At 65.4% G+C, this 18,573-nt stretch carries 19 protein-coding genes; 12 read left to right on the forward strand and 7 right to left on the reverse strand.

Annotation, left to right across the window (positions count from 1 at the left end; genetic code table 11):
- Positions 1-24: 24 nt before the first annotated feature.
- The 5 genes from gyrB to dnaA all read right to left on the reverse strand — a co-directional run bounded on the left by gyrB (position 25) and on the right by dnaA (position 7,339).
- On the reverse strand, positions 25-2,109 hold the full coding sequence (gyrB, locus tag ABS642_RS14625; RefSeq protein ID WP_350350663.1) for a DNA topoisomerase (ATP-hydrolyzing) subunit B: 2,085 nt from the start codon (positions 2,107-2,109) through the stop codon (positions 25-27).
- Between the two features lie 118 nt (positions 2,110-2,227).
- A complete protein-coding gene (locus tag ABS642_RS14630; protein ID WP_282215317.1) occupies positions 2,228-2,731 on the reverse strand; it encodes a DciA family protein in 504 nt (167 codons plus the stop codon).
- Positions 2,724-3,953: a DNA replication/repair protein RecF gene (gene recF / locus ABS642_RS14635; RefSeq protein WP_350350664.1), complete on the reverse strand. Its 1,230-nt coding sequence runs from the start codon at positions 3,951-3,953 to the stop codon at positions 2,724-2,726. The genes ABS642_RS14630 and recF overlap by 8 nt, the downstream gene beginning before the upstream one ends.
- A 358-nt stretch (positions 3,954-4,311) precedes the next feature.
- A complete protein-coding gene (dnaN, locus tag ABS642_RS14640; RefSeq protein ID WP_282215319.1) occupies positions 4,312-5,454 on the reverse strand; it encodes a DNA polymerase III subunit beta in 1,143 nt (380 codons plus the stop codon).
- A 493-nt stretch (positions 5,455-5,947) separates the two neighbouring features.
- Complete coding sequence (gene dnaA / locus ABS642_RS14645; RefSeq protein ID WP_116633341.1) at positions 5,948-7,339, reverse strand: chromosomal replication initiator protein DnaA; 1,392 nt, start codon at positions 7,337-7,339, stop codon at positions 5,948-5,950.
- Between the two features lie 318 nt (positions 7,340-7,657).
- Here dnaA and rpmH point away from each other — a divergent pair, with 318 nt between their 5' ends.
- The 12 genes from rpmH to ABS642_RS14705 all read left to right on the forward strand — a co-directional run bounded on the left by rpmH (position 7,658) and on the right by ABS642_RS14705 (position 16,760).
- Positions 7,658-7,795: a 50S ribosomal protein L34 gene (gene rpmH, locus ABS642_RS14650; RefSeq protein WP_045278552.1), complete on the forward strand. Its 138-nt coding sequence runs from the start codon at positions 7,658-7,660 to the stop codon at positions 7,793-7,795.
- A 6-nt stretch (positions 7,796-7,801) separates the two neighbouring features.
- Positions 7,802-8,158, forward strand: a complete 357-nt coding sequence (gene rnpA, locus ABS642_RS14655) for a ribonuclease P protein component (protein ID WP_282215320.1) — start codon at positions 7,802-7,804, stop codon at positions 8,156-8,158.
- Entirely contained in the window at positions 8,155-8,505 is a 351-nt protein-coding gene (gene yidD / locus ABS642_RS14660; RefSeq protein WP_282215321.1) for a membrane protein insertion efficiency factor YidD, read from the forward strand. Before rnpA ends, yidD begins: the two co-directional genes overlap by 4 nt.
- A 3-nt stretch (positions 8,506-8,508) precedes the next feature.
- Complete coding sequence (gene yidC, locus ABS642_RS14665; protein WP_282215322.1) at positions 8,509-9,579, forward strand: membrane protein insertase YidC; 1,071 nt, start codon at positions 8,509-8,511, stop codon at positions 9,577-9,579.
- The gene (locus tag ABS642_RS14670; protein ID WP_116633345.1) at positions 9,576-10,067 is read left to right on the forward strand and encodes a R3H domain-containing nucleic acid-binding protein; all 492 of its coding nucleotides are present in this window, start codon (positions 9,576-9,578) and stop codon (positions 10,065-10,067) included. Before yidC ends, ABS642_RS14670 begins: the two co-directional genes overlap by 4 nt.
- A 40-nt stretch (positions 10,068-10,107) precedes the next feature.
- Entirely contained in the window at positions 10,108-10,749 is a 642-nt protein-coding gene (rsmG, locus tag ABS642_RS14675; RefSeq protein ID WP_350350665.1) for a 16S rRNA (guanine(527)-N(7))-methyltransferase RsmG, read from the forward strand.
- Positions 10,750-10,920: 171 nt separating this feature from the next.
- Positions 10,921-11,283, forward strand: a complete 363-nt coding sequence (locus ABS642_RS14680) for a VOC family protein (protein ID WP_350350666.1) — start codon at positions 10,921-10,923, stop codon at positions 11,281-11,283.
- Between the two features lie 1,192 nt (positions 11,284-12,475).
- Positions 12,476-13,402, forward strand: a complete 927-nt coding sequence (locus ABS642_RS14685; RefSeq protein ID WP_350350667.1) for a ParA family protein — start codon at positions 12,476-12,478, stop codon at positions 13,400-13,402.
- Positions 13,402-14,370, forward strand: coding sequence for a ParB/RepB/Spo0J family partition protein (locus ABS642_RS14690; RefSeq protein ID WP_350350668.1), 969 nt, complete (start codon positions 13,402-13,404; stop codon positions 14,368-14,370). Before ABS642_RS14685 ends, ABS642_RS14690 begins: the two co-directional genes overlap by 1 nt.
- 61 nt (positions 14,371-14,431) lie before the next feature.
- A complete protein-coding gene (locus ABS642_RS14695) occupies positions 14,432-15,880 on the forward strand; it encodes a sugar porter family MFS transporter (RefSeq protein WP_350350669.1) in 1,449 nt (482 codons plus the stop codon).
- A gap of 9 nt (positions 15,881-15,889) precedes the next feature.
- A complete protein-coding gene (locus tag ABS642_RS14700) occupies positions 15,890-16,228 on the forward strand; it encodes a tryptophan synthase subunit alpha (RefSeq protein ID WP_350350670.1) in 339 nt (112 codons plus the stop codon).
- A 1-nt stretch (position 16,229) separates the two neighbouring features.
- Positions 16,230-16,760: a GrpB family protein gene (locus ABS642_RS14705; RefSeq protein ID WP_350350671.1), complete on the forward strand. Its 531-nt coding sequence runs from the start codon at positions 16,230-16,232 to the stop codon at positions 16,758-16,760.
- 360 nt (positions 16,761-17,120) lie between these two features.
- On the opposite strand, the gene trxA is transcribed toward ABS642_RS14705, so the two are convergent.
- Positions 17,121-17,444, reverse strand: coding sequence for a thioredoxin (gene trxA, locus ABS642_RS14710; RefSeq protein WP_116633353.1), 324 nt, complete (start codon positions 17,442-17,444; stop codon positions 17,121-17,123).
- 67 nt (positions 17,445-17,511) lie between these two features.
- Positions 17,512-18,486: a thioredoxin-disulfide reductase gene (gene trxB, locus ABS642_RS14715; protein WP_350350672.1), complete on the reverse strand. Its 975-nt coding sequence runs from the start codon at positions 18,484-18,486 to the stop codon at positions 17,512-17,514.
- Positions 18,487-18,573 lie beyond the last annotated feature (87 nt).

The raw sequence follows: 18,573 nt of genomic DNA on the forward strand, positions 1-18,573 counted from the left end.
ACAAGCTCAGGGACCCAGGGTTCGCTAGATGTCGAGGAAGCGGACGTCCTTGGCGTTGCGTTGGATGAAGCTGCGCCGGGATTCGACGTCCTCACCCATCAGCACGCTGAAGATCTCGTCGGCGGCCGCGGCATCCTCGATGGTCACCTGGCGGAGGGTCCGCGTGGTGTGATCCATCGTGGTCTCCCACAGCTCCTTGGCGTTCATCTCGCCGAGACCCTTGTAACGCTGGATGCCGGCGTCCTTCGGGATGCGCTTGCCATTGTCGAGGCCGTGCTTGAGCAGAGCGTCGCGCTCGGCATCGCTGAACACGTACTCGTGTGCGGAGTTCGACCACTTCAGGCGGTACAGCGGCGGCATGGCCAGATAGACGAAACCCGCCTCGATGAGACCGCGCATGTAGCGGAACAGCAGCGTGAGCAGCAGCGTCGTGATGTGCTGACCGTCGACGTCGGCATCCGCCATCAGGACGATCTTGTGATATCGGGCCTTCTCGATGTCGAAGTCCTCGCCGATGCCCGTGCCGAAGGCCTGGATCATCGCCTGGACCTCGCGGTTGCCGAGCGCCTTGTCGAGTCGCGCCCGCTCCACGTTGAGGATCTTGCCGCGCAGCGCCAGGATCGCCTGGGTGTGCGGGTCGCGGCCCTGCACCGCGGAACCGCCGGCCGAGTCACCCTCCACGAGGAAGATCTCGCTGATCGACGGATCCTTGCTCGTGCAGTCCTTGAGCTTGTCGGGCATCGCCGCCGATTCGAACACGCTCTTGCGACGAGCGGTTTCGCGCGCCTTGCGCGCTGCGAGACGCGCGGTCGCGGCGTCGATGGCCTTGCGGATCACGTTCTTGGCCTGGTTCGGGTTGCGCTCGAACCAGTCTCCGAGCTGGTCTCCGACCACCTTCTGCACGAACGCCTTCGCCTCGGTGTTGCCGAGCTTGGTCTTGGTCTGCCCCTCGAACTGCGGTTCCGCGAGCTTGATCGAGATGACCGCGGTGAGACCCTCACGCACATCGTCGCCGGAGAGGTTGTCGTCCTTCTCCTTGATGATGTTGTTCGCACGAGCGTACTTGTTGACCAGAGTGGTCAGCGCGGCGCGGAACCCTTCCTCGTGCGTTCCACCCTCGTGAGTGTTGATGACGTTCGCATAGGTGAAGACGTTCTCGGTGTACGAGGTCGTCCACTGCATCGCGATCTCGACGGAGATCTTGCGCACCGTGTCTTCGGAGGAGAAGTCGATGATCTCGTCGTTGACGACCTCGGCGTGACGCACCTTGTTGAGATATTCGACGTAGTCGACGAGGCCGCGCTCGTAGAGGAAGACATCGCCGCGCTGCTTCTCGACGCTGGTGCCCTCTTCTTCGATGACCTCGGTGTGACCTTCGCGTTCGTCGTGCAGCTCGATGCGCAGACCCTTGTTCAGGAACGCCATCTGCTGGAAACGGGTGCGCAGAGTCTCGTAGTCGAACTCGACGCCCTCGGTGAAGATCTCAGGGTCTGGCCAGAACGTGATGATCGTGCCGGTCTCGTCGGTCGCCTCGCCCTTCTCCAGCGATTGCTGCGGCTGACCGCCGTTGGCGAAACTGTGTCGCCAGACGTGCCCTTGACGCTTGACCGCGATGTCGAAGCGTGTCGAGAGCGCGTTCACCACAGAGGAGCCGACACCGTGGAGACCACCTGAGACGGCATACCCGCCGCCGCCGAACTTTCCGCCGGCGTGCAGGATGGTCAGCACGACCTCGACCGTCGACTTCGACGGGTCGGAGGAGTGCGGATCGACCGGGATGCCGCGGCCGTTGTCGACGACTCTCACACCGCCATCGTCGAGAAGAGTGACGATGATCGTGTCGCAGTACCCGGCCATCGCCTCATCGACGGAGTTGTCGACGATCTCCTGGACCAGGTGGTGCAGACCACGCGGACCCGTGGAGCCGATGTACATGCCGGGGCGCTTGCGGACCGCCTCGAGTCCTTCGAGGATCTGGATCTCGTCTGCGCCGTACTCGCCCGGCTGCTTCGAGGTGGGTGAGATCGGCGAGTGTCCGTTCCCGGAGCCGTTCTCGGGGGTCCCTCCGTTGGTCGATTCCGTCTCGTCTGCGGGGGATTCAGGCGTCATCAGAGGGCATTCTCCACATCGATATCACGAACTCCCATTCTAGCGGGATTTCGTCGCGATATGCGGCTCAGAGGCCGCGTGTGGCCCTCTGAGCGTTTCAGACCCCTCGCATGGTGCCCTACCCGTAGGTATCGCGCGGGCCCCGTCCTGGAACGGCTCTGGGACCCCATTTCCAGGAGGGAACGTCCGGCCCGATGAAGCGGAGGTTCTCGACACCGGCATCCGGATAGCGTCGACCGATCTCGGTGAGGATGGTCGCGCGCATGAACTGGAGGTTCTTCGCCCACGCCGTCGAATCGCACTTGACGGTCAGCAGACCGCGCTCCAGGGAGACAGGTTCGGAGTGCTTCGCGGTGTCGGCGCCGGCGAGGTCAGCCCACTGCCGCACCAGGTCCTCGCGGGCCAGGGTCGTCTGCCAGCCGGAATCCCGGCTCAGCCGGTCGAGCACGGCGCCGAGGGATCCCGGGTCGCGACCCGGCGTGAAGGGCGCGTTGTCGTCGTCGACGATCCGGCGCTTGCGCTTCCACGAGGTGGAGCTCGGCTTCAGGCCTCGCAGTCGGAGGTAGGTGGCGACCGTCTCCGGCACATCGGCGGCTGCCGGCGTGGACGCGGCGTCAGTCATCTTCGCCCGCCTCCTCTGCGCTGGGTCCCTCAGCCTGTCGAAGGGTTCGTTCATCGCTGATCGTTCCGGCGCTGATCCGCACCACGTGGGCGTGCAGCACCTCGGGGATATCCTCCTCCACCGCCGCCGTGACCACCACCTGCTCGTATGCCGCGGTCAGGGAAGCGAGGCGCTGACGGCGGTCGGCATCGAGCTCGGCGAACACGTCGTCGAGGATGAGCACCGGGTCGCCGGCCGGGGATTCGCTCCTCAGCAGCTCGGCCGAGGCGAGGCGCAGCGCGAGCGCGACGGACCACGACTCGCCGTGCGAGGCATAGCCCTTCACGGGAAGATCGCGCACCCGCAGCACCAGGTCGTCGCGGTGCGGCCCGGTGAGCGTGAGCCCTCGATCCAGCTCGTTGGAGCGCTTCGCCGCGAGAGAAGCCCGGAACATGTCGGCGATCAGACGCGTCTCGCCGACCTTGTCGTACGGCGCGGTGTCATCGGCATCCGTCGGGTCGGCGCCGTCTTCTTCGGGATCGCCGCCGCGTACCGAGAGCGCCCACTCCAGCTGCGGACGGTGGTCCTCGCCGGCGATGGCCGCGTAGGCATCGGCCACCGGCTGCTGCAGATCCGCGGCGAGACGCTGACGCGCGGTGATGATCTCCGAGCCGAGCGCGACGAGCTTGTCGTCCCACACATCGAGAGTGCTGAGACCCTCCCCACGGATGCCGCGCGCACGCGCCGACTTCAACAGGGCGTTGCGCTGCTTGAGCACGCGGTCGTAGTCCGCCAGGACCGACGCCATCCGCGGCGTGCGCTGGATGAGGAGCTGATCCGCGAAACGACGACGTGCCGACGGATCCCCGCGAACGATCTGCAGGTCTTCGGGAGCGAACAGGACGACATGCGCATACCGCGGAAGCTCGTTCGCCTTCGAAGGAGAGCCGTTGATGCGCGCCTTGTTCGACCCCTGCCGATTCAGCTGCACCTCGACGAGGACCTTGCGCTCACCATGGGACAGACGAGCCCGGATGATCGCGTACTCCTGACCATCACGCACCATCGGCGCATCCGACGACACCCGATGCGAACCCAGCGTCGCGAGGAAGACCACGGCCTCCGCCAGGTTCGTCTTCCCTTGGCCGTTCCGGCCCACGAGAACGTTCGGGCCGCTGTGAAGGGCGAGTTCAGCGGTCGCGTAATTGCGGAAATCGACCAGACTCAGGTGCTCCACAATCACGGGATCAGCCTATCTTCGGGGTCGGACAGTCTCTTGTTCTTGGGTCTTGTGGGTCGGGAGTCGGGTCGTTCCCTTCGTTCGCAGAGCGGGTTCCCTCCCGCTTCGCGGGCCCCTCCCGATGCTCACTCCCGGGAACGACCCGACTCCCTTGCGTTGTACGCATCGACGAACGGGTGGGTACGGGGGTGGCATCGGCTCGCTTCGCTCTCCGACTGCGTGCGAATCCGCGGTAGCCCGGTCGTTGAGCGAGCGGAGCGAGACGAAACGCGGAGCGGAACTGCATCCTCGCGCGACCTGGGTCCCCAGCTCGCTGGGTCCCTGAGCTTGTCGAAGGGGCAGGAACGGTTGGCGGAGTAGGTCAGCGAAGGAGGAGGTTGGGCTGCAGCAGGTACTTGAACGAATCGAGACCGGCCTGATCCACCGACGTCTGGCTCGTGATGAGAACCGGGCTGAGCTTGTTGGCGTTGTCGCTCGACGTGAAGGTCACGCGGACGAACTCGCTCTTCACCGCACCGAGTGCCTCGATCAGGTACTGCGGGTTCAGGCCGAGGGTGACCTCGTCGCCGCCCGAGAGGATCGCGTCGACCGACTCGGATGCCCGAGCGTGCTCGCTGCCCGACGCATCCATCGTGACGCTGTCGCTCGAGAACGTGAACCGCAGCGGGGCAGCGCGGTCGAGCACGAGCGACACACGGCGGACGGCCTCGACGAGGTCGGCGGTGTTGACGACGGCGTAGTGGTCGGTCTGCTCGGGGAAGAGACGGCGGACCGGCGGGAAGTTGCCCTTGATCAGCAGCGACGTCACGGTCTTGTTGCCCGCCGTGAAGGCGATGATCTCGCGCTCACCGGCACCGGAGAAGGCGATCTGGATCGTGCCGGCGTGGCCGAAGGTCTTTCCGACCTCCACCAGGGTGCGCGCCGGGACGAGGGCAGTGGCCTCGACCTCTTCGCCGTCCCACGGCACGTCGCGGATCGAGACCCGGTAGCGGTCGGTCGCGACGAGGCTGAGGTTGTGACCGGAGACGGCGAGCTGCACACCCGTCAGCACCGGGGTGACGTCGTCGCGCGACGCAGCGAAGCCGACCTGCGCGATCGCGGTGCCGAAGTCGTCGGCGGGAACCACGCCGGAGGACCCGGAGACCTCGGGGATCGACGGATATTCCTCGACGGGCATGGCGGCGAGGGTGAATCGGGCGGAGCCGCACGTGACGGTGATCCCGCCGTCGTCCTCGACGGCGATCTCGATCGGAGCGTTCGGCAGGCGGCTGGCGATGTCGGAGAGCAGACGGCCGTGGACCAGGATCGTGCCCGGTGTCTCGACGGTGGCCTCGATGGTCGTGCGAGCGGATGCCTCGTAGTCGAACGCGGAGAGCGTGAGGCCCGAACCGTCTGCTTCGATCAGCACTCCGGCGAGGATCGGCTGCGGGTTCCGCTGCGGGAGGAGCTTGACGACGAACGACACTGCCTCGCTGAAGACATCGCGGTTGACCTGAAACCTCACGGGTGCTCCCTTGTCGTCGTTCTGTGACATGTCGTCGTCAGTCCTGCCGGTGCAGGGCTTCCCATGCTAGCCCCACAGTCCCGCGTATCCCTACGCTCGGAGGTTTTGTGATCCGCTCAGCGTTCTCCCCATCGTCTGGTGATCGGATCGCCGCTTCTAAGTGTTAACTCCTTAACGGTGTTAACCGCTGTGGATTCTGTGGATAACTCGGTGGAAAGCAGACGCGAGTAAGGAACTACACGGCTGTGACTTGTGGAAACCCTGAGGAATCCGCGGGTTCGGAGCATCCGACCCCTCTCCGACGTTCACGTAGTTATCCACAGGTTTGACGCCTGAGCCCACATTCGTCCCGATGGTTCGCTCGATCATCCACAAGTTATCCACATGTGCATAGAGGCATTTATCGGATGCTGCACAGGCGTGTCGAGACGACGAAGAGGGGGATACGGCACCGGAATCGGTGTCGCATCCCCCTCTACGGGCCTGCGTGCGGTCAGCGTCGGCCGAGCTGGGTCGTGATCTCGGTGACCTGGTTGTAGATCGAACGACGCTCCTTCATGAGCTCGCTGATCTTCTTGTACGCGTACATCACCGTCGTGTGATCCCGATTGCCGAAGAGCTGTCCGATCTTCGGCAGGGAGAGGCTGGTCCGCTCGCGGCAGAGGTACATCGCGATCTGGCGGGCGGTGGCGATCTGCTGCGAACGGCTCGAGCCGTAGAGATCGTCGACCGTCAGCTTGAAGTACTGAGCGGTCGCCGTGATGATGTCTGTCGGCGAGATGATGTTGTCCTCGGCCGTGTCGATGATGTCGCGCAGCACGGTCTGCGCGAGGGAGATGTCGAGCGACGACCGGTTGAGGCTCGCGAATGCGGAGACGCGGATGAGAGCGCCCTCGAGCTCGCGGATGTTCGAGGAGACGACGGTCGCGATGTATTCGAGGACCTCGTCGGGGATGTGGAGCGCCTCGCTCTGCGCCTTCTTCCGGAGGATCGCGATGCGGGTCTCGAGGTCGGGCGCCTGGACGTCGGTGATCAGACCCCACTCGAAGCGGCTACGCATCCTGTCCTCGAAGCCGGTCAGGTGCTTCGGGGCGACATCGCTGGTGATGACGACCTGCTTGTTGTGGTCGTGGAGGGTGTTGAAGGTGTGGAAGAACGCCTCCTGCGTCTCGGCACGACCCTGCAGGAACTGGATGTCGTCGATGAGGAGGATGTCGACGTCGCGGTAGCGCGCCTGGAATGCCGCACCGCGGTTGTTCGCGATCGAGTTGATGAAGTCGTTGGTGAACTCCTCGCTCGAGACGTAGCGCACCTTGACGCCGGCGTAGAGCGATTGGGCGTAGTCGCCGATCGCGTGCAGAAGGTGCGTCTTGCCGAGACCGGAGTCGCCGTAGATGAAGAGCGGGTTGTACGCCTTCGCCGGCGCCTCGGCGACCGCGACCGCTGCCGCATGGGCGAAGCGGTTGGACTGGCCGATGACGAAGTTGTCGAAGGTGTACTTCGGGTTCAGTCGCGATTCGTGCCGCAGCTGCGTGGGCTGCTCCATCGGGGACTCGACGCGCACGGGCTCGTGGCGACCGAAGTCCGCGACGGCGATCGGCGCGGTGGGCTGCTCGGCGAGCTCGTGGTTCACGACGACGCGATAAGAGGTGACCTCTTCACCGATGTGGGAGAGGGCCTCCATGATCGGCAGCCGCAGACGCTTGTTGATCTGTGCGGCGGTGAGATCGTTCGGGACCTCGAGATAAAGCGTCGCAGCCATCACACCTGCCGGAACCGCCAGGCTCAGGAAGCCCTGAAGCTGCGGGGTGACCCGGTCGTCGTCGACGAGGAGCTCCTGCACCGTGGTCCAGATCGGAACGTCGGGCTGGGCTGGTGAGGACATGACGCTCCGGACGGGGGATCGATGAGGGCTCCGACGTGCCGTGCCCCTGTGGATAACTTCGGTTGCCACGGTAGTCATCGCGGCTGGGAACGGCAACCTGCCCCGGGAATTCCGCGCGCGTGTCCTGCACTCCGGGCGCGCCCCGGTTGTGGATAATGGCTGTGCGGTTCGTGCAGGGTGTCGGCCTCCCCAGCGCGCAGATTTGCTCTGCGCGCCGGCAGGACGTACCCTTACTTGGTTGACTTATGCCATTTTTTTGGCAGTTCCCCATGTCTCCGGTCGCAGTGAACCCGGTGGCAGTATTCCCGGAGTGATTCCATGACTAAGCGCACTTTCCAGCCCAACAACCGTCGTCGCGCCAAGAAGCACGGCTTCCGCGCTCGCATGCGCACGCGCGCCGGCCGCGGCATCCTCGCTGCCCGCCGCGCGAAGGGCCGCACCGAGCTCTCCGCGTAGTCTGCTGTGCTCGCCCGCCCGTATCGGCTGACCCGCGGGAGCGACTATCGACTGGTCGTTCGTCGCGGATCGCGTTGTGGCGGGTCGAGCGTCATCACGTCGATGATGTCGACGGGTGAGAGCAGGGCTGCACGGTTCGGATTCATCATCAGCAAGCAGGTGGGCACCGCTGTGGTGCGCAATACCGTGCGTCGGCGTCTGAAAGCCGTCTGTGCGGATGCGCTCCCGCGCGTACCCGAGGGCACGGATGTCGTCATCCGTGCCCTTCCTGCATCCGCGACGGCGTCGTTCGCCGAACTCAGCGCGGATGTGAACCGCTGTCTCGGTCGGCTCGCGCCGGCATCGACGGCGGGTGCGTCATGACGGCGCTGCCGGCATCGTCGATCGGCTCGGCTCGGATGCAGTCACAGGACCTGCTGCGCAGCATCCCGCTGATTCCTCGCAATCTGGTGCTCGGGTTCCTCACCGCGTACCGCAAGACGATCTCCCCTCTGTATGGAGATGTCTGTGCCTACTACCCCTCCTGCTCCGCTTACGCTGTAGGTGCGGTGCAGCAGCACGGCGCCGTGCGGGGGACGTTGTCCTCTGCGTGGCGCATCCTCCGCTGCAATCCCTGGACTCGCGGCGGCGTCGATGACGTCCGTCCGCATGAACACTTCCGCTACGACCTGACTGCTCACGGTTTCGTCGTCCCTGCCCGAAAGGACTGAACGGTGGGTCTTGACCTTCTGCTCGCCAGCACCACCCCCAGCGATGCGCCCGCGGCGGGTGGCTTCGACCTGATCGGCACGATCCTGTGGCCGCTCAAGTGGGTCGTCGAGATGATCCTCGTCGCCTGGCACTGGCTTCTCACCGCGGTCGGTCTGCCCGCGGCATCCGGTCTGACCTGGGTGCTCTCGATCGTCGGGCTCGTCATCGTCGTCCGCGCTGCTCTGATCCCGCTCTTCGTGAAGCAGATCAAGAGCCAGCGAAAGATGATGGAAATTGCCCCTGAACTGCGGAAAGTCCAGGAGAAGTACCGCGGTAAGAAGGATCAGCTCTCTCGCGAGGCGATGAGCCGCGAGACCATGGGCCTGTATAAGAAGCACGGCACGACGCCGATGTCGAGCTGTCTTCCGCTGCTGGTGCAGATGCCGATCTTCTTCTCCCTGTTCAGCGTGCTGAGCGACGTCAAGAAGCATGCCGAGAACGAGCTCGGTGGTGTGGGGTTGCTCACCCCACAGCTCACCAAGGAGTTCTACGACGCCAAGCTGTTCGACGTCGCCTCGCTGCACGGAACGCTCGGCGATGCCGTCGACGCGGGCAACACCACGGCGATCATCATTCTGGTCACGCTCGTCGTCCTGATGATCGGCTCGCAGTTCTTCACCCAGTTGCAGATCATCTCGAAGAACCTGTCGCCCGAGGCCAAGACCGGCCAGGCGTACCAGATGCAGAAGATCATGCTCTACGTGCTGCCGCTCGGCTTCATCTTCTCGGGTATCTTCTTCCCGCTCGGTGTGGTCGTCTACTGGTTCATCTCGAACATCTGGACCATGGGCCAGCAGTTCCTCGTGATTCGCGAGATGCCGACTCCTGGCTCCGAAGCGGCGAAGGCTCGTGAAGAGCGTCTGGCGAAGAAGGGCAAGGCGATCGACTCGTCCGGCAAGGTGGTCCCGATGGCTGCCTACGAGGCGGAGCAGAAGCGTCTGCTCGACGAGGTGGAGAAGGCCAAGGCCGAGGCACCCAAGCGTCAGCAGCCGGTCGGCAAGAAGCGTGCGAAGAAGAAGGGGAGCGGTTCATGAGCGAGGTCGTGACCGAGACCACCGAACCGACGGTGGCACAGTTGGAGAACGAGGGCGACGTCGCCGCGGACTACCTCGAGGAGCTGCTCGACATCGCCGACATCGATGGCGATCTGAACCTGGATGTCCGCCAGGGCCGTGCGTATGTCTCGGTCGAAGCGGAGGGCGATGGACTCGCGCTGCTCTCGGCGCCGGACACTGTGCAGGCACTTCAGGAGCTCACGCGTCTCGCGGTGCAGAACCGCACGGGCTCGTTCTCGCGTCTGATCCTCGACATCGGCGGATCACGCGACACGCGTCGCCGTCAGCTCGAGACGCTGGTGGACGCGGCAGCCGCGAAGCTCGACGAGGGATCCTCGCAGGCGTCGCTGCCTTCGATGTCGAGCTACGAGCGCAAGCTGGTGCATGACATCGCTGCGGACCGTGGCCTCGTCTCCGAGTCCTACGGCGAGGGCGCCGACCGGCACACGGTGCTTCGTCGCCGTTGATGTTTCACGTGAAACATCGAGTGGCGAGGAACCTGGTCGCGTGACGACGAACACGGATGGTGGCGAGCTCGAAGCCGAACCCGAGATCGCCGCTGAGCTCTTCGGTGATCGTATCGACGTAGCTCGATCCTTCACGGAGGCTCTGGCCCGCGAGGGGGAGGAGCGCGGCCTCATCGGTCCGCTCGAGCTCCCGCGCCTGTGGAGCCGGCACATTCTCAACAGCGTGATCGCTGCGCCACTCTTCTACGGGTCCGTCGCTGACATCGGTTCCGGTGCCGGCCTGCCGGGTCTGGTGCTGGCGATCGCGCGGCCCGACGTGCAGTGGACGCTCATCGAGCCCATGGAGCGACGGGTCACCTGGCTCAACGAACAGGTCTCCGCTCTCGGACTGGACAACGTCGATGTCGTGCGTGCCCGGGCGGAGGACGTGCGCCCCGCCGAGGGCTTCGACGTCGTGACGGCGCGAGCAGTCAGTGCACTCCGCACCCTCATTCCCTTGACGGCACCCCTGGTGCGGGATGGGGGAGAGCTCACGCTCCTCAAGGGTATGAACGTCGGCAATGAGATCGACGCTGCTCAGAAGCAGATCAAGAGGTTCCGACTTTCCGACGTACGCGTCGAGGTGCTGGGCGAGGGCGTGCTGCTCGAGACGACGCGAGTCCTGCGGGCTGTCGTTCGCTGAGTCGGGGGCCGATGTTTCACGTGAAACATCGCCGTTGTGGAGTCCACACCGTGGGTTTCGTGTGGCGGTGGGGGGAGCCTGGATTCACTGGCTTATGAGCCGAGTTCGTATGAGTTGTCTTATCTGACTCGGAGATGCCAGTGCCTTGGGTTCCTGCTGTTTGATAGGAGCATGCGTGTGGAACGAGTGGTGCCGATCCTGACCGTGACGGATGTCGCAAGTGCCGTGGAGACGCATCGGCGCGTGCTGGGGATGTCGGTGGTCATGGACCACGGATGGATCGTGACGCTCGCGGATGATGCCGGTCGACAGCTGAGCGTCATGACTCGTGACGCGTCCGCTGCGGTGAACCCGGATGTCTCGGTCTTCGTGGATGACGTGGGGGAGGCATTGCGCCAGGCCATCGCCGCCGGTGCGGAGATCGTGCATCCGCTGACGGAAGAACCCTGGGGAGTCACCCGCTTCTTCTACCGGGACGCCGGTGGGAGCGTCATCAACATCGGCATGCACACGGAGCCCCCTGCTCCGCAGTAGGGTGCCCGCGCGGTTTCGCCGCGCCTGCATCCTGTGTGACTGACGGAGGCGAACACGAGTAGACCGGCCGCCAGTGATCGATGTTTCACGTGAAACATCGCATCACGACCAGGTCGGGGGTCCCCCGGACCAAGCCGCGCCCGCCATCGACTCGAGGATCGGCGGTACAGAGGACTCTCGACGTACCGGAAAAACGTCCCTCCCTGAACGCTGGGTGCGCTCGTGCATCGATGTGGCCGTGATGCGCGCCCGTACGGGAACCCTGTGACTGTGGAGGGTACGTCTGGCAATCACTCCATATCCAACGTTTCACGTGAAACATCTTCAGTACTCACCTTCCCTGACGCGCAGGAGTGGGGGTACGGATGTCTGCAGTCCTGCGAGAGGGAGTGATCCGCGTGATCGCGGGACCGAGCGCTCGATGGGTGTGTGAAGGCGGAGGGGCTTCCGAACCCGGGGACCCTGATGGGGGACCGGCGAGCATTCCGCGACCTCCCGCTCGAAGATGGGCAAGATCTGCACGGGGGTACCTCGACTACGTGACTCGTTGACGTGAGGCGACCGAGGAGTCCCGCGCGAGGACCGGGCGACGATGAGCCGCGAGCACTCCGTTTCACGTGAAACATGTCCCGGAGTCGCTCCGGCGCGCGCTCGCGTGATTCCTCGGGTGGGGGTGGCCTACCTCTCCAAGCACCAGGACTCGCTTCACGGGAGGATGATCAGCGACCTTAGGCGGCGCTCTTTGAGTGCAGCCGTCGTAGGACCGTGCTGGCACGCACCCGCTGGGACGGGTGAGTGCTGTGCGAGCACGCTCATGGTCGTGCCAAGCACACCTCCGTCCTGGGCGGCGAGCCGCAGCTAGAGGAGCGCGTGACAGTGCAGGTGGGGGAGGGCCCGGCTGACAGCACGACGCCGAGGCTTCGCGAACACCCCCGTTTCACGTGAAACATGTGTCGGCTTCCGCCTGCTGCGCCTCGAATCGAGGCGTGAATGTGTTGATTGCCGACCCGGACATCCGCGGTTCCCCGCGTGGGACAGAGGTCGGCGCCACGAATGTCGGGGGACCCACCCTTGTACCCCGAGGGCACCGTGGGAAAGCGCTCAGGGCGTCACCCGACGAGCCCCGGAGTCCCGCGGTAAGTCCAACGTCGTCTCCTGCGATTAGAGTGGTACGCGGCCCCGAAAGGAGTGGATGTTTCACGTGAAACAATCCGAGAAGGCATCATCGAACGAATCGTTCGGGATGGACACGCCGCTCGCGCGGGAACTCGCCGACCTCTCCGCTCGGCGCCGTGCGCTTGAAGCCGCGAAGGTCGAGTTCACCGGGGAGACCCGCGTGCTGACAGTGTCGAACCAGAAGGGCGGAGTGGGCAAGACGACCACGGCCGTCAACGTCGCATCCGCCCTCGCCGGCCTGGGTGCCAAGGTGCTGGTCATCGACCTCGATCCGCAGGGCAATGCGTCCACGGCTCTCGGAGTCCCGCACAGCGCGGAGGTTCCCAGCGTCTATGACGTGCTCATCGAGGAGTTCCCGCTCGCGGACATCGTGCAGCAGAGCCCGGAGGATCCCAACCTCTTCTGTGCTCCGAGCACGATCCACCTCGCCGGCGCGGAGATCGAGCTCGTCGCCCAGGTCGCGAGGGAGCATCGTCTGCGTCGTGCCCTCGAGGACTACCTCGTCGACAGCCCGATGGACTTCGTCATCATCGACTGCCCGCCGTCGCTAGGGCTGCTGACGATCAACGCCTTCACGGCGGCATCCGAGGTCTTCATCCCGATCCAGTGCGAGTACTACGCGCTGGAGGGTCTGAGTCAGCTGCTCGGCAGCATCCAGATGATCCAGAAGCACCTGAATCCCTCGCTGCACCTCTCGACCATCCTGCTGACGATGTTCGACGGGCGAACCCGCCTGGCCCAGCAGGTGGCGGATGAGGTGCGCACCCACTTCCCGACGCAGGTGCTGGAGACCGTCATTCCGCGCTCGGTGCGCGTGTCGGAGGCGCCGAGCTTCGGTCAGACGGTGATCGCCTACGATGGGCAGTCCGCCGGAGCGATCGCGTATCGCGAGGCCGCTGTCGAGATCGCGTCGCGCACAGCGACGCAGAGCAAGGAGAAATGATGGCGAAGCGCACTGGACTGGGCCGGGGCATCGGCGCCCTGATTCCGACGGCCGATCAGGCGGAGCGTCCTGTCGACGTGTTCTTCCCGGGCGCGAACCTCCGTCCGAGCGATGACCAGGTCAGCACGGTCGCGCGGGAGCAGGAGGAGCTCGCAACCGTTCCCGGCATCCATCTCGTCCAGGTCGATCCGAACAAGATCGTGCCGAACCCTCGGCAGCCGCGCACGCACTTCAACCCCGAGGACCTCGCGGAGCTGGTGCACAGCGTTCGCGAGTTCGGTGTGCTGCAGCCCGTCGTCGTGCGGAAGAACTCCGAGGGCGAGTACGAGCTCATCATGGGGGAGCGGCGCACCCGCGCGGCTCGTGAGGCGGGCCTCGACACGATCCCTGTGATCGTCCGCGAGACCGCGGACGAGGACCTTCTCCGCGACGCGCTCCTCGAGAACCTGCACCGCTCCGAGCTCAACCCTCTGGAAGAGGCATCCGCCTACCAGCAGCTCCTCGAGGACTTCGGCATCACGCAGGAGGAGCTCGCGACGCGCATCGGGCGGTCGCGGCCGCAGATCAGCAACACGATCCGCCTCCTCAAGCTCCCGGTCCCGGTGCAGCAGCGGGTCGCCGCCGGCGTGCTCACCGCCGGTCACGCCCGCGCGATCCTCAGTCTGGAGACCCCCGAGGCGATGCAGCGGCTGGCGGACAAGGTCGTGAACGAGGATCTCTCCGTGCGTGCCACGGAAGAGGTCGCGAAGTCGCAGCCGGCCGACGCGGGGAAGACCCCGAAGCCGACTCCCGGGGCGCGACGCGCCTACCTCGACGAGGTCGCCGGCAAGCTCGGGGACCGCCTGAACACGCGCGTGAAGATCGCACTGGGCGCGCGTAAAGGCCAGGTCACGATCGATTTCGCATCGATCCAGGATCTGAACCGGATTCTCGAGGAGCTCGGCGAAAAGGGATACGGCCGCAGCTGACCCACCCCCAGCGGCAGATGCAGGCCTAGACTCGCGTCAGATGATGTCGAGGAGGGGCACAATGTCGCGCACACAACCCGGATCAGCCGTTCGAGGCCGCGTCATCGCGGTCAGCATCGCCGCCGCTCTCGGCGGCTTCCTGTTCGGTTTCGACACCGCCGTGATCAACGGCGCGGTCGACGCTCTGGCCGGCAGTCAGTCGGGCTTCGACCTCAACGTCGGGCTCAAGGGCTTCGCCGTGTCGTCGGCGCTGATCGGCTGCGCTGTCGGAGCCTGGTTCGCCGGCCCCCTCGCCAACCGTTTCGGGCGCATCCCGGTGATGGTCGTGGCTGCGGTCCTCTTCCTGCTCTCATCCCTCGGCTCCGGCTTCGCGTTCGGAGTCATCGATCTCATCTTCTGGCGCGTCATCGGCGGCCTCGGCGTCGGCGCGGCATCCGTCATCGCTCCGGCCTACATCGCCGAGGTCTCCCCGGCGCACATCCGCGGACGCCTGGGATCGCTCCAGCAGCTGGCCATCGTCACCGGTATCTTCATCGCGCTGCTCTCCGACGCCATGCTCGCCAACGTCGCCGGGGGAGCGGCAGAGCCGCTCTGGGGACTGGATGCCTGGCGCTGGATGTTCATCGCCGGCGCCGTCCCCTCGATCGTCTACGGCGTCATGTCGATGAGGCTCCCCGAGTCTCCGCGCTACCTCGTCGCGAAGGGCGAGATCGAGAAGGCGTCCGAGGTGCTGACGACGGTCACGGGAGCCGTTGACGTCAAGGCGAAGATCGCCGAGATCACCGGCACCCTCAACACCGAGCGCTCCGAGTCGTTGAGGGATCTGCGCGGCAACCGTCTCGGGCTGAAGCCGATCGTGTGGGTCGGCATCCTGCTGTCGGTGTTCCAGCAGTTCGTGGGCATCAACGTGATCTTCTACTACTCCACGACCCTGTGGCAGTCGGTCGGGTTCGGGGAGTCGGAAGCCCTGTTGATCACGGTCATCACCTCGGTGACGAACATCGTGGTCACGATCATCGCGATCCTGCTCGTCGACCGCGTCGGTCGGCGCATCATGCTCCTGGTGGGCTCGGTCGGCATGACCCTGACGCTCGGGCTGATGGCACTCGCGTTCTCGTTCGGCACGTTGGATGCCCTGGGGGCGGTCACGCTGCCTGATCCGTGGTCGACGGTCGCACTGATCTGCGCGAACGGCTTCGTGGTGTTCTTCGGCGCCACCTGGGGTCCGCTGGTGTGGGTGCTGCTGGGGGAGATGTTCCCGAACTCGATCCGTGCCGGGGCCCTCGCCGTCGCCGCGGCGGCCCAGTGGGTTGCGAACTTCTTCATCTCGACGACGTTCCCGGCGTTCTCGGCGATCGGTCTCCCGTTCGCCTACGGGTTCTACGCGTTCTTCGCCGTGCTGTCGTTCTTCTTCGTGTACTTCAAGGTCGCGGAGACCAAGGGCAAAGAGCTCGAGGACATGCGCGAAGACACGAAGGTCGAGCGCCGGCGACGCCCGAGTCGGACGTAGGCTGGAAGCATGTCCGAGTCCGTCCAGCGCCGCGCCAGCCTCGAAGTGCTGCGTGCGGAGGCGGCGGACGAGCTCGCGGTCCTCATCCAGGAACGGCTCCTCGGCGGCGAGGACCCGTGGGACTTCATGGAGGAGCTCCCGAGCGTCGACGAGCTCGTCGTCTACCTTCTGCGGGCCGACAACATCACCGCGAACGACGGGGTGCGGCCGAACGCGGCCCGGCACTACCGGGTGCTGCGACAGATCGCCCTGGAGTACCCGGAACTGACCCCGGCGGTCTGGGGGCTTCTCGACGAGAAGCAGCGTCACCGCCGTTGGGACCCGACGGTCGCCGACGCCCCTTCCTGACATGCCACGGATGCTGGTCTCGTACAACCCGCGCTGGCCGGAGCAGTTCAAGGAGATCGCGGCGGAGATCCGCACACACGGAAATCCGGAGTGGCTGGTCGAGCACATCGGTTCGACGGCCGTTCCCGGGATGCGGGCGAAGCCGATCATCGACCTCGCCGTGCGAATCGGCGACGTCGAGGACTTCGAACGGCACCACCAGGCTCTCGAGGCGATCGGCTGGCGCCTCGGCAGCAGCGTGCAGAGCCATCCGGTGATGCTGTTCGAGGTGGACGGCATCCGCACTCGCATCGCGCACTTCTTCACCGCGAGCGATTGGGACACCGTGAACCAGCGCATCCTGCGCGATTGGCTGCGGACTCACCCGGCGGATGCCGACCGCTACACCCACGCCAAGTGCGACGCCGTGGCCGCTGCCGCCCGCGGCACGTCGACCTACAACGCCGCCAAGACCCCCGTCATCCAGGACCTCGTCGACCGTGCCCGTGCCGCCCGTGGCCTCCCGTCCGTCCCCGTCTCCGACAAGAACTGACCCGTCCCCGGCATCCGCTCTGCAACGAATTCGGACAACCCCACGTATTTCGGATGCATCGTCCCAAAGCATCCGAGATTCGTGAAACCCCCCGAAATCGTGCCCCCGTAATCACACCCTCTGTGGCCCGCGCCCGTATCACTGCGCCCGTCCGCGCAGCGCAGGGCGCAGGGATGTTCCCCGAACGAGCATCGGGAGGGGCCCGCGCAGCGGGAGGGTCCCCGTTCTGCGAGAGAGGGGAACATCCCGGAGCCCGGGACCACAGGAACCACGTTTCGTCTCGCTTCGCTCGCTCAACGACCGGGCACAGAAAAGGCCGCCACCTCCGAAGAGGTGACGGCCCTGCTGGGTCTCAGAGGATCAGCCGATGAATGCGGCGAGGTCCTTCTCGAGGGCGAACTTGGGCTTGGCGCCGATGATGGTCGTCTTGACCTCACCGCCGTCGAACACCTTCATCGCCGGGATCGACGTGATCTGGTACTTCATCGCGAGCTCAGGGTTCTCGTCGACGTTGAGCTTGAGGATGGTGATCTTGTCGGGGTTCTCGGACTGGATCTCGTCCAGAACCGGGGCGACCATGCGACAGGGACCGCACCACTCGGCCCAGAAGTCCACCAGCACGGGACCGTCGGCCTGCAGAACGTCCTGTTCCCAGGTCGCCTGGCTCGTAGCCTTTGCACTCATCAGAGTTCTCCTTGATTCGAGGTTCGCCTGCTACAACAGCAGACGAGGTGAAAGTGTTCCCGCGTGCCTAGGCGGTGAGGATCTCGGCGGCCTCCGCGGCCGGGAACTCGACGGAGGCGTCGTCAAAATCCGCGAGGAAGTGCTCCGCGTCGAGGGCGGCGATCGTGCCCGTGCCGGCAGCCGTGATGGCCTGGCGGTAGGTCGGGTCGATGACGTCGCCGGCGGCGAAGACACCGGGGACCGAGGTGACCGAGGACCGGCCGTCGACCCAGATCGTGCCCTCGGCGGTCAGCTTCAGCTTGTCGTGCACGAGGTGCGTGCGCGGGTCGTTGCCGATCGCGATGAACAGACCGTCGAGCGGCAGGTCGCTCAGCGTGCCGTCGACGGTGTTGCGCAGCTGCACGCCGGTGACGGAGTCGCCACCGAGGACCTCGGTGACCTCGCTGTTCCACACGAACTCGATCTTCTCGTTCGCGAAGGCGCGCTCCTGCATGATCTTCGAGGCACGCAGGGTGTCCTTGCGGTGGATCACGTAGACCTTGTCGGCGAAGCGCGTGAGGAACGTCGCCTCTTCCATCGCCGAGTCGCCGCCGCCGACGACCGCGATGGTCTTCTGGCGGAAGAAGAACCCGTCGCACGTGGCGCACCAGGAGACGCCGTATCCGGAGAGGCGCTCCTCGCCCGCGATGTCGAGCTTGCGGTAGGCGGAGCCGGTGGCGTAGATCAGCGTCTGCGTCTCGTGCACCGCCCCGCTGCCGAGGGTGACCGTCTTGACCGGCCCGTCGAGCTGCAGCTCGGTGACGTCGTCGTAGAGCACCTCGGTGCCGAACTTCTCGGCCTGCTCCTGGAACTTGGCCATGAGCTCGGGTCCCTGGATGCCCTCGGGGAAGCCCGGGTAGTTCTCGACCTCGGTGGTGTTCATCAGCTCGCCGCCGACCTCGACGGAGCTCGCGATGAGCAGCGGCTTGAGGTTCGCGCGTGCAGCGTAGATGGCGGCCGTGAATCCGGCGGGGCCGGAACCGATGATGATGACCTGACGCATGTGCTCTCCGTCTGAGAAATTGCGGTGGCGCCGAAAGACGTCCCGAGTGGTTCAACCCATGGTAACCGCGCGGCATTCCCCGCGCGG

It is taken from the genome of Microbacterium sp. A8/3-1, assembly GCF_040267695.1.
Taxonomy (GTDB): domain Bacteria; phylum Actinomycetota; class Actinomycetes; order Actinomycetales; family Microbacteriaceae; genus Microbacterium; species Microbacterium luteolum.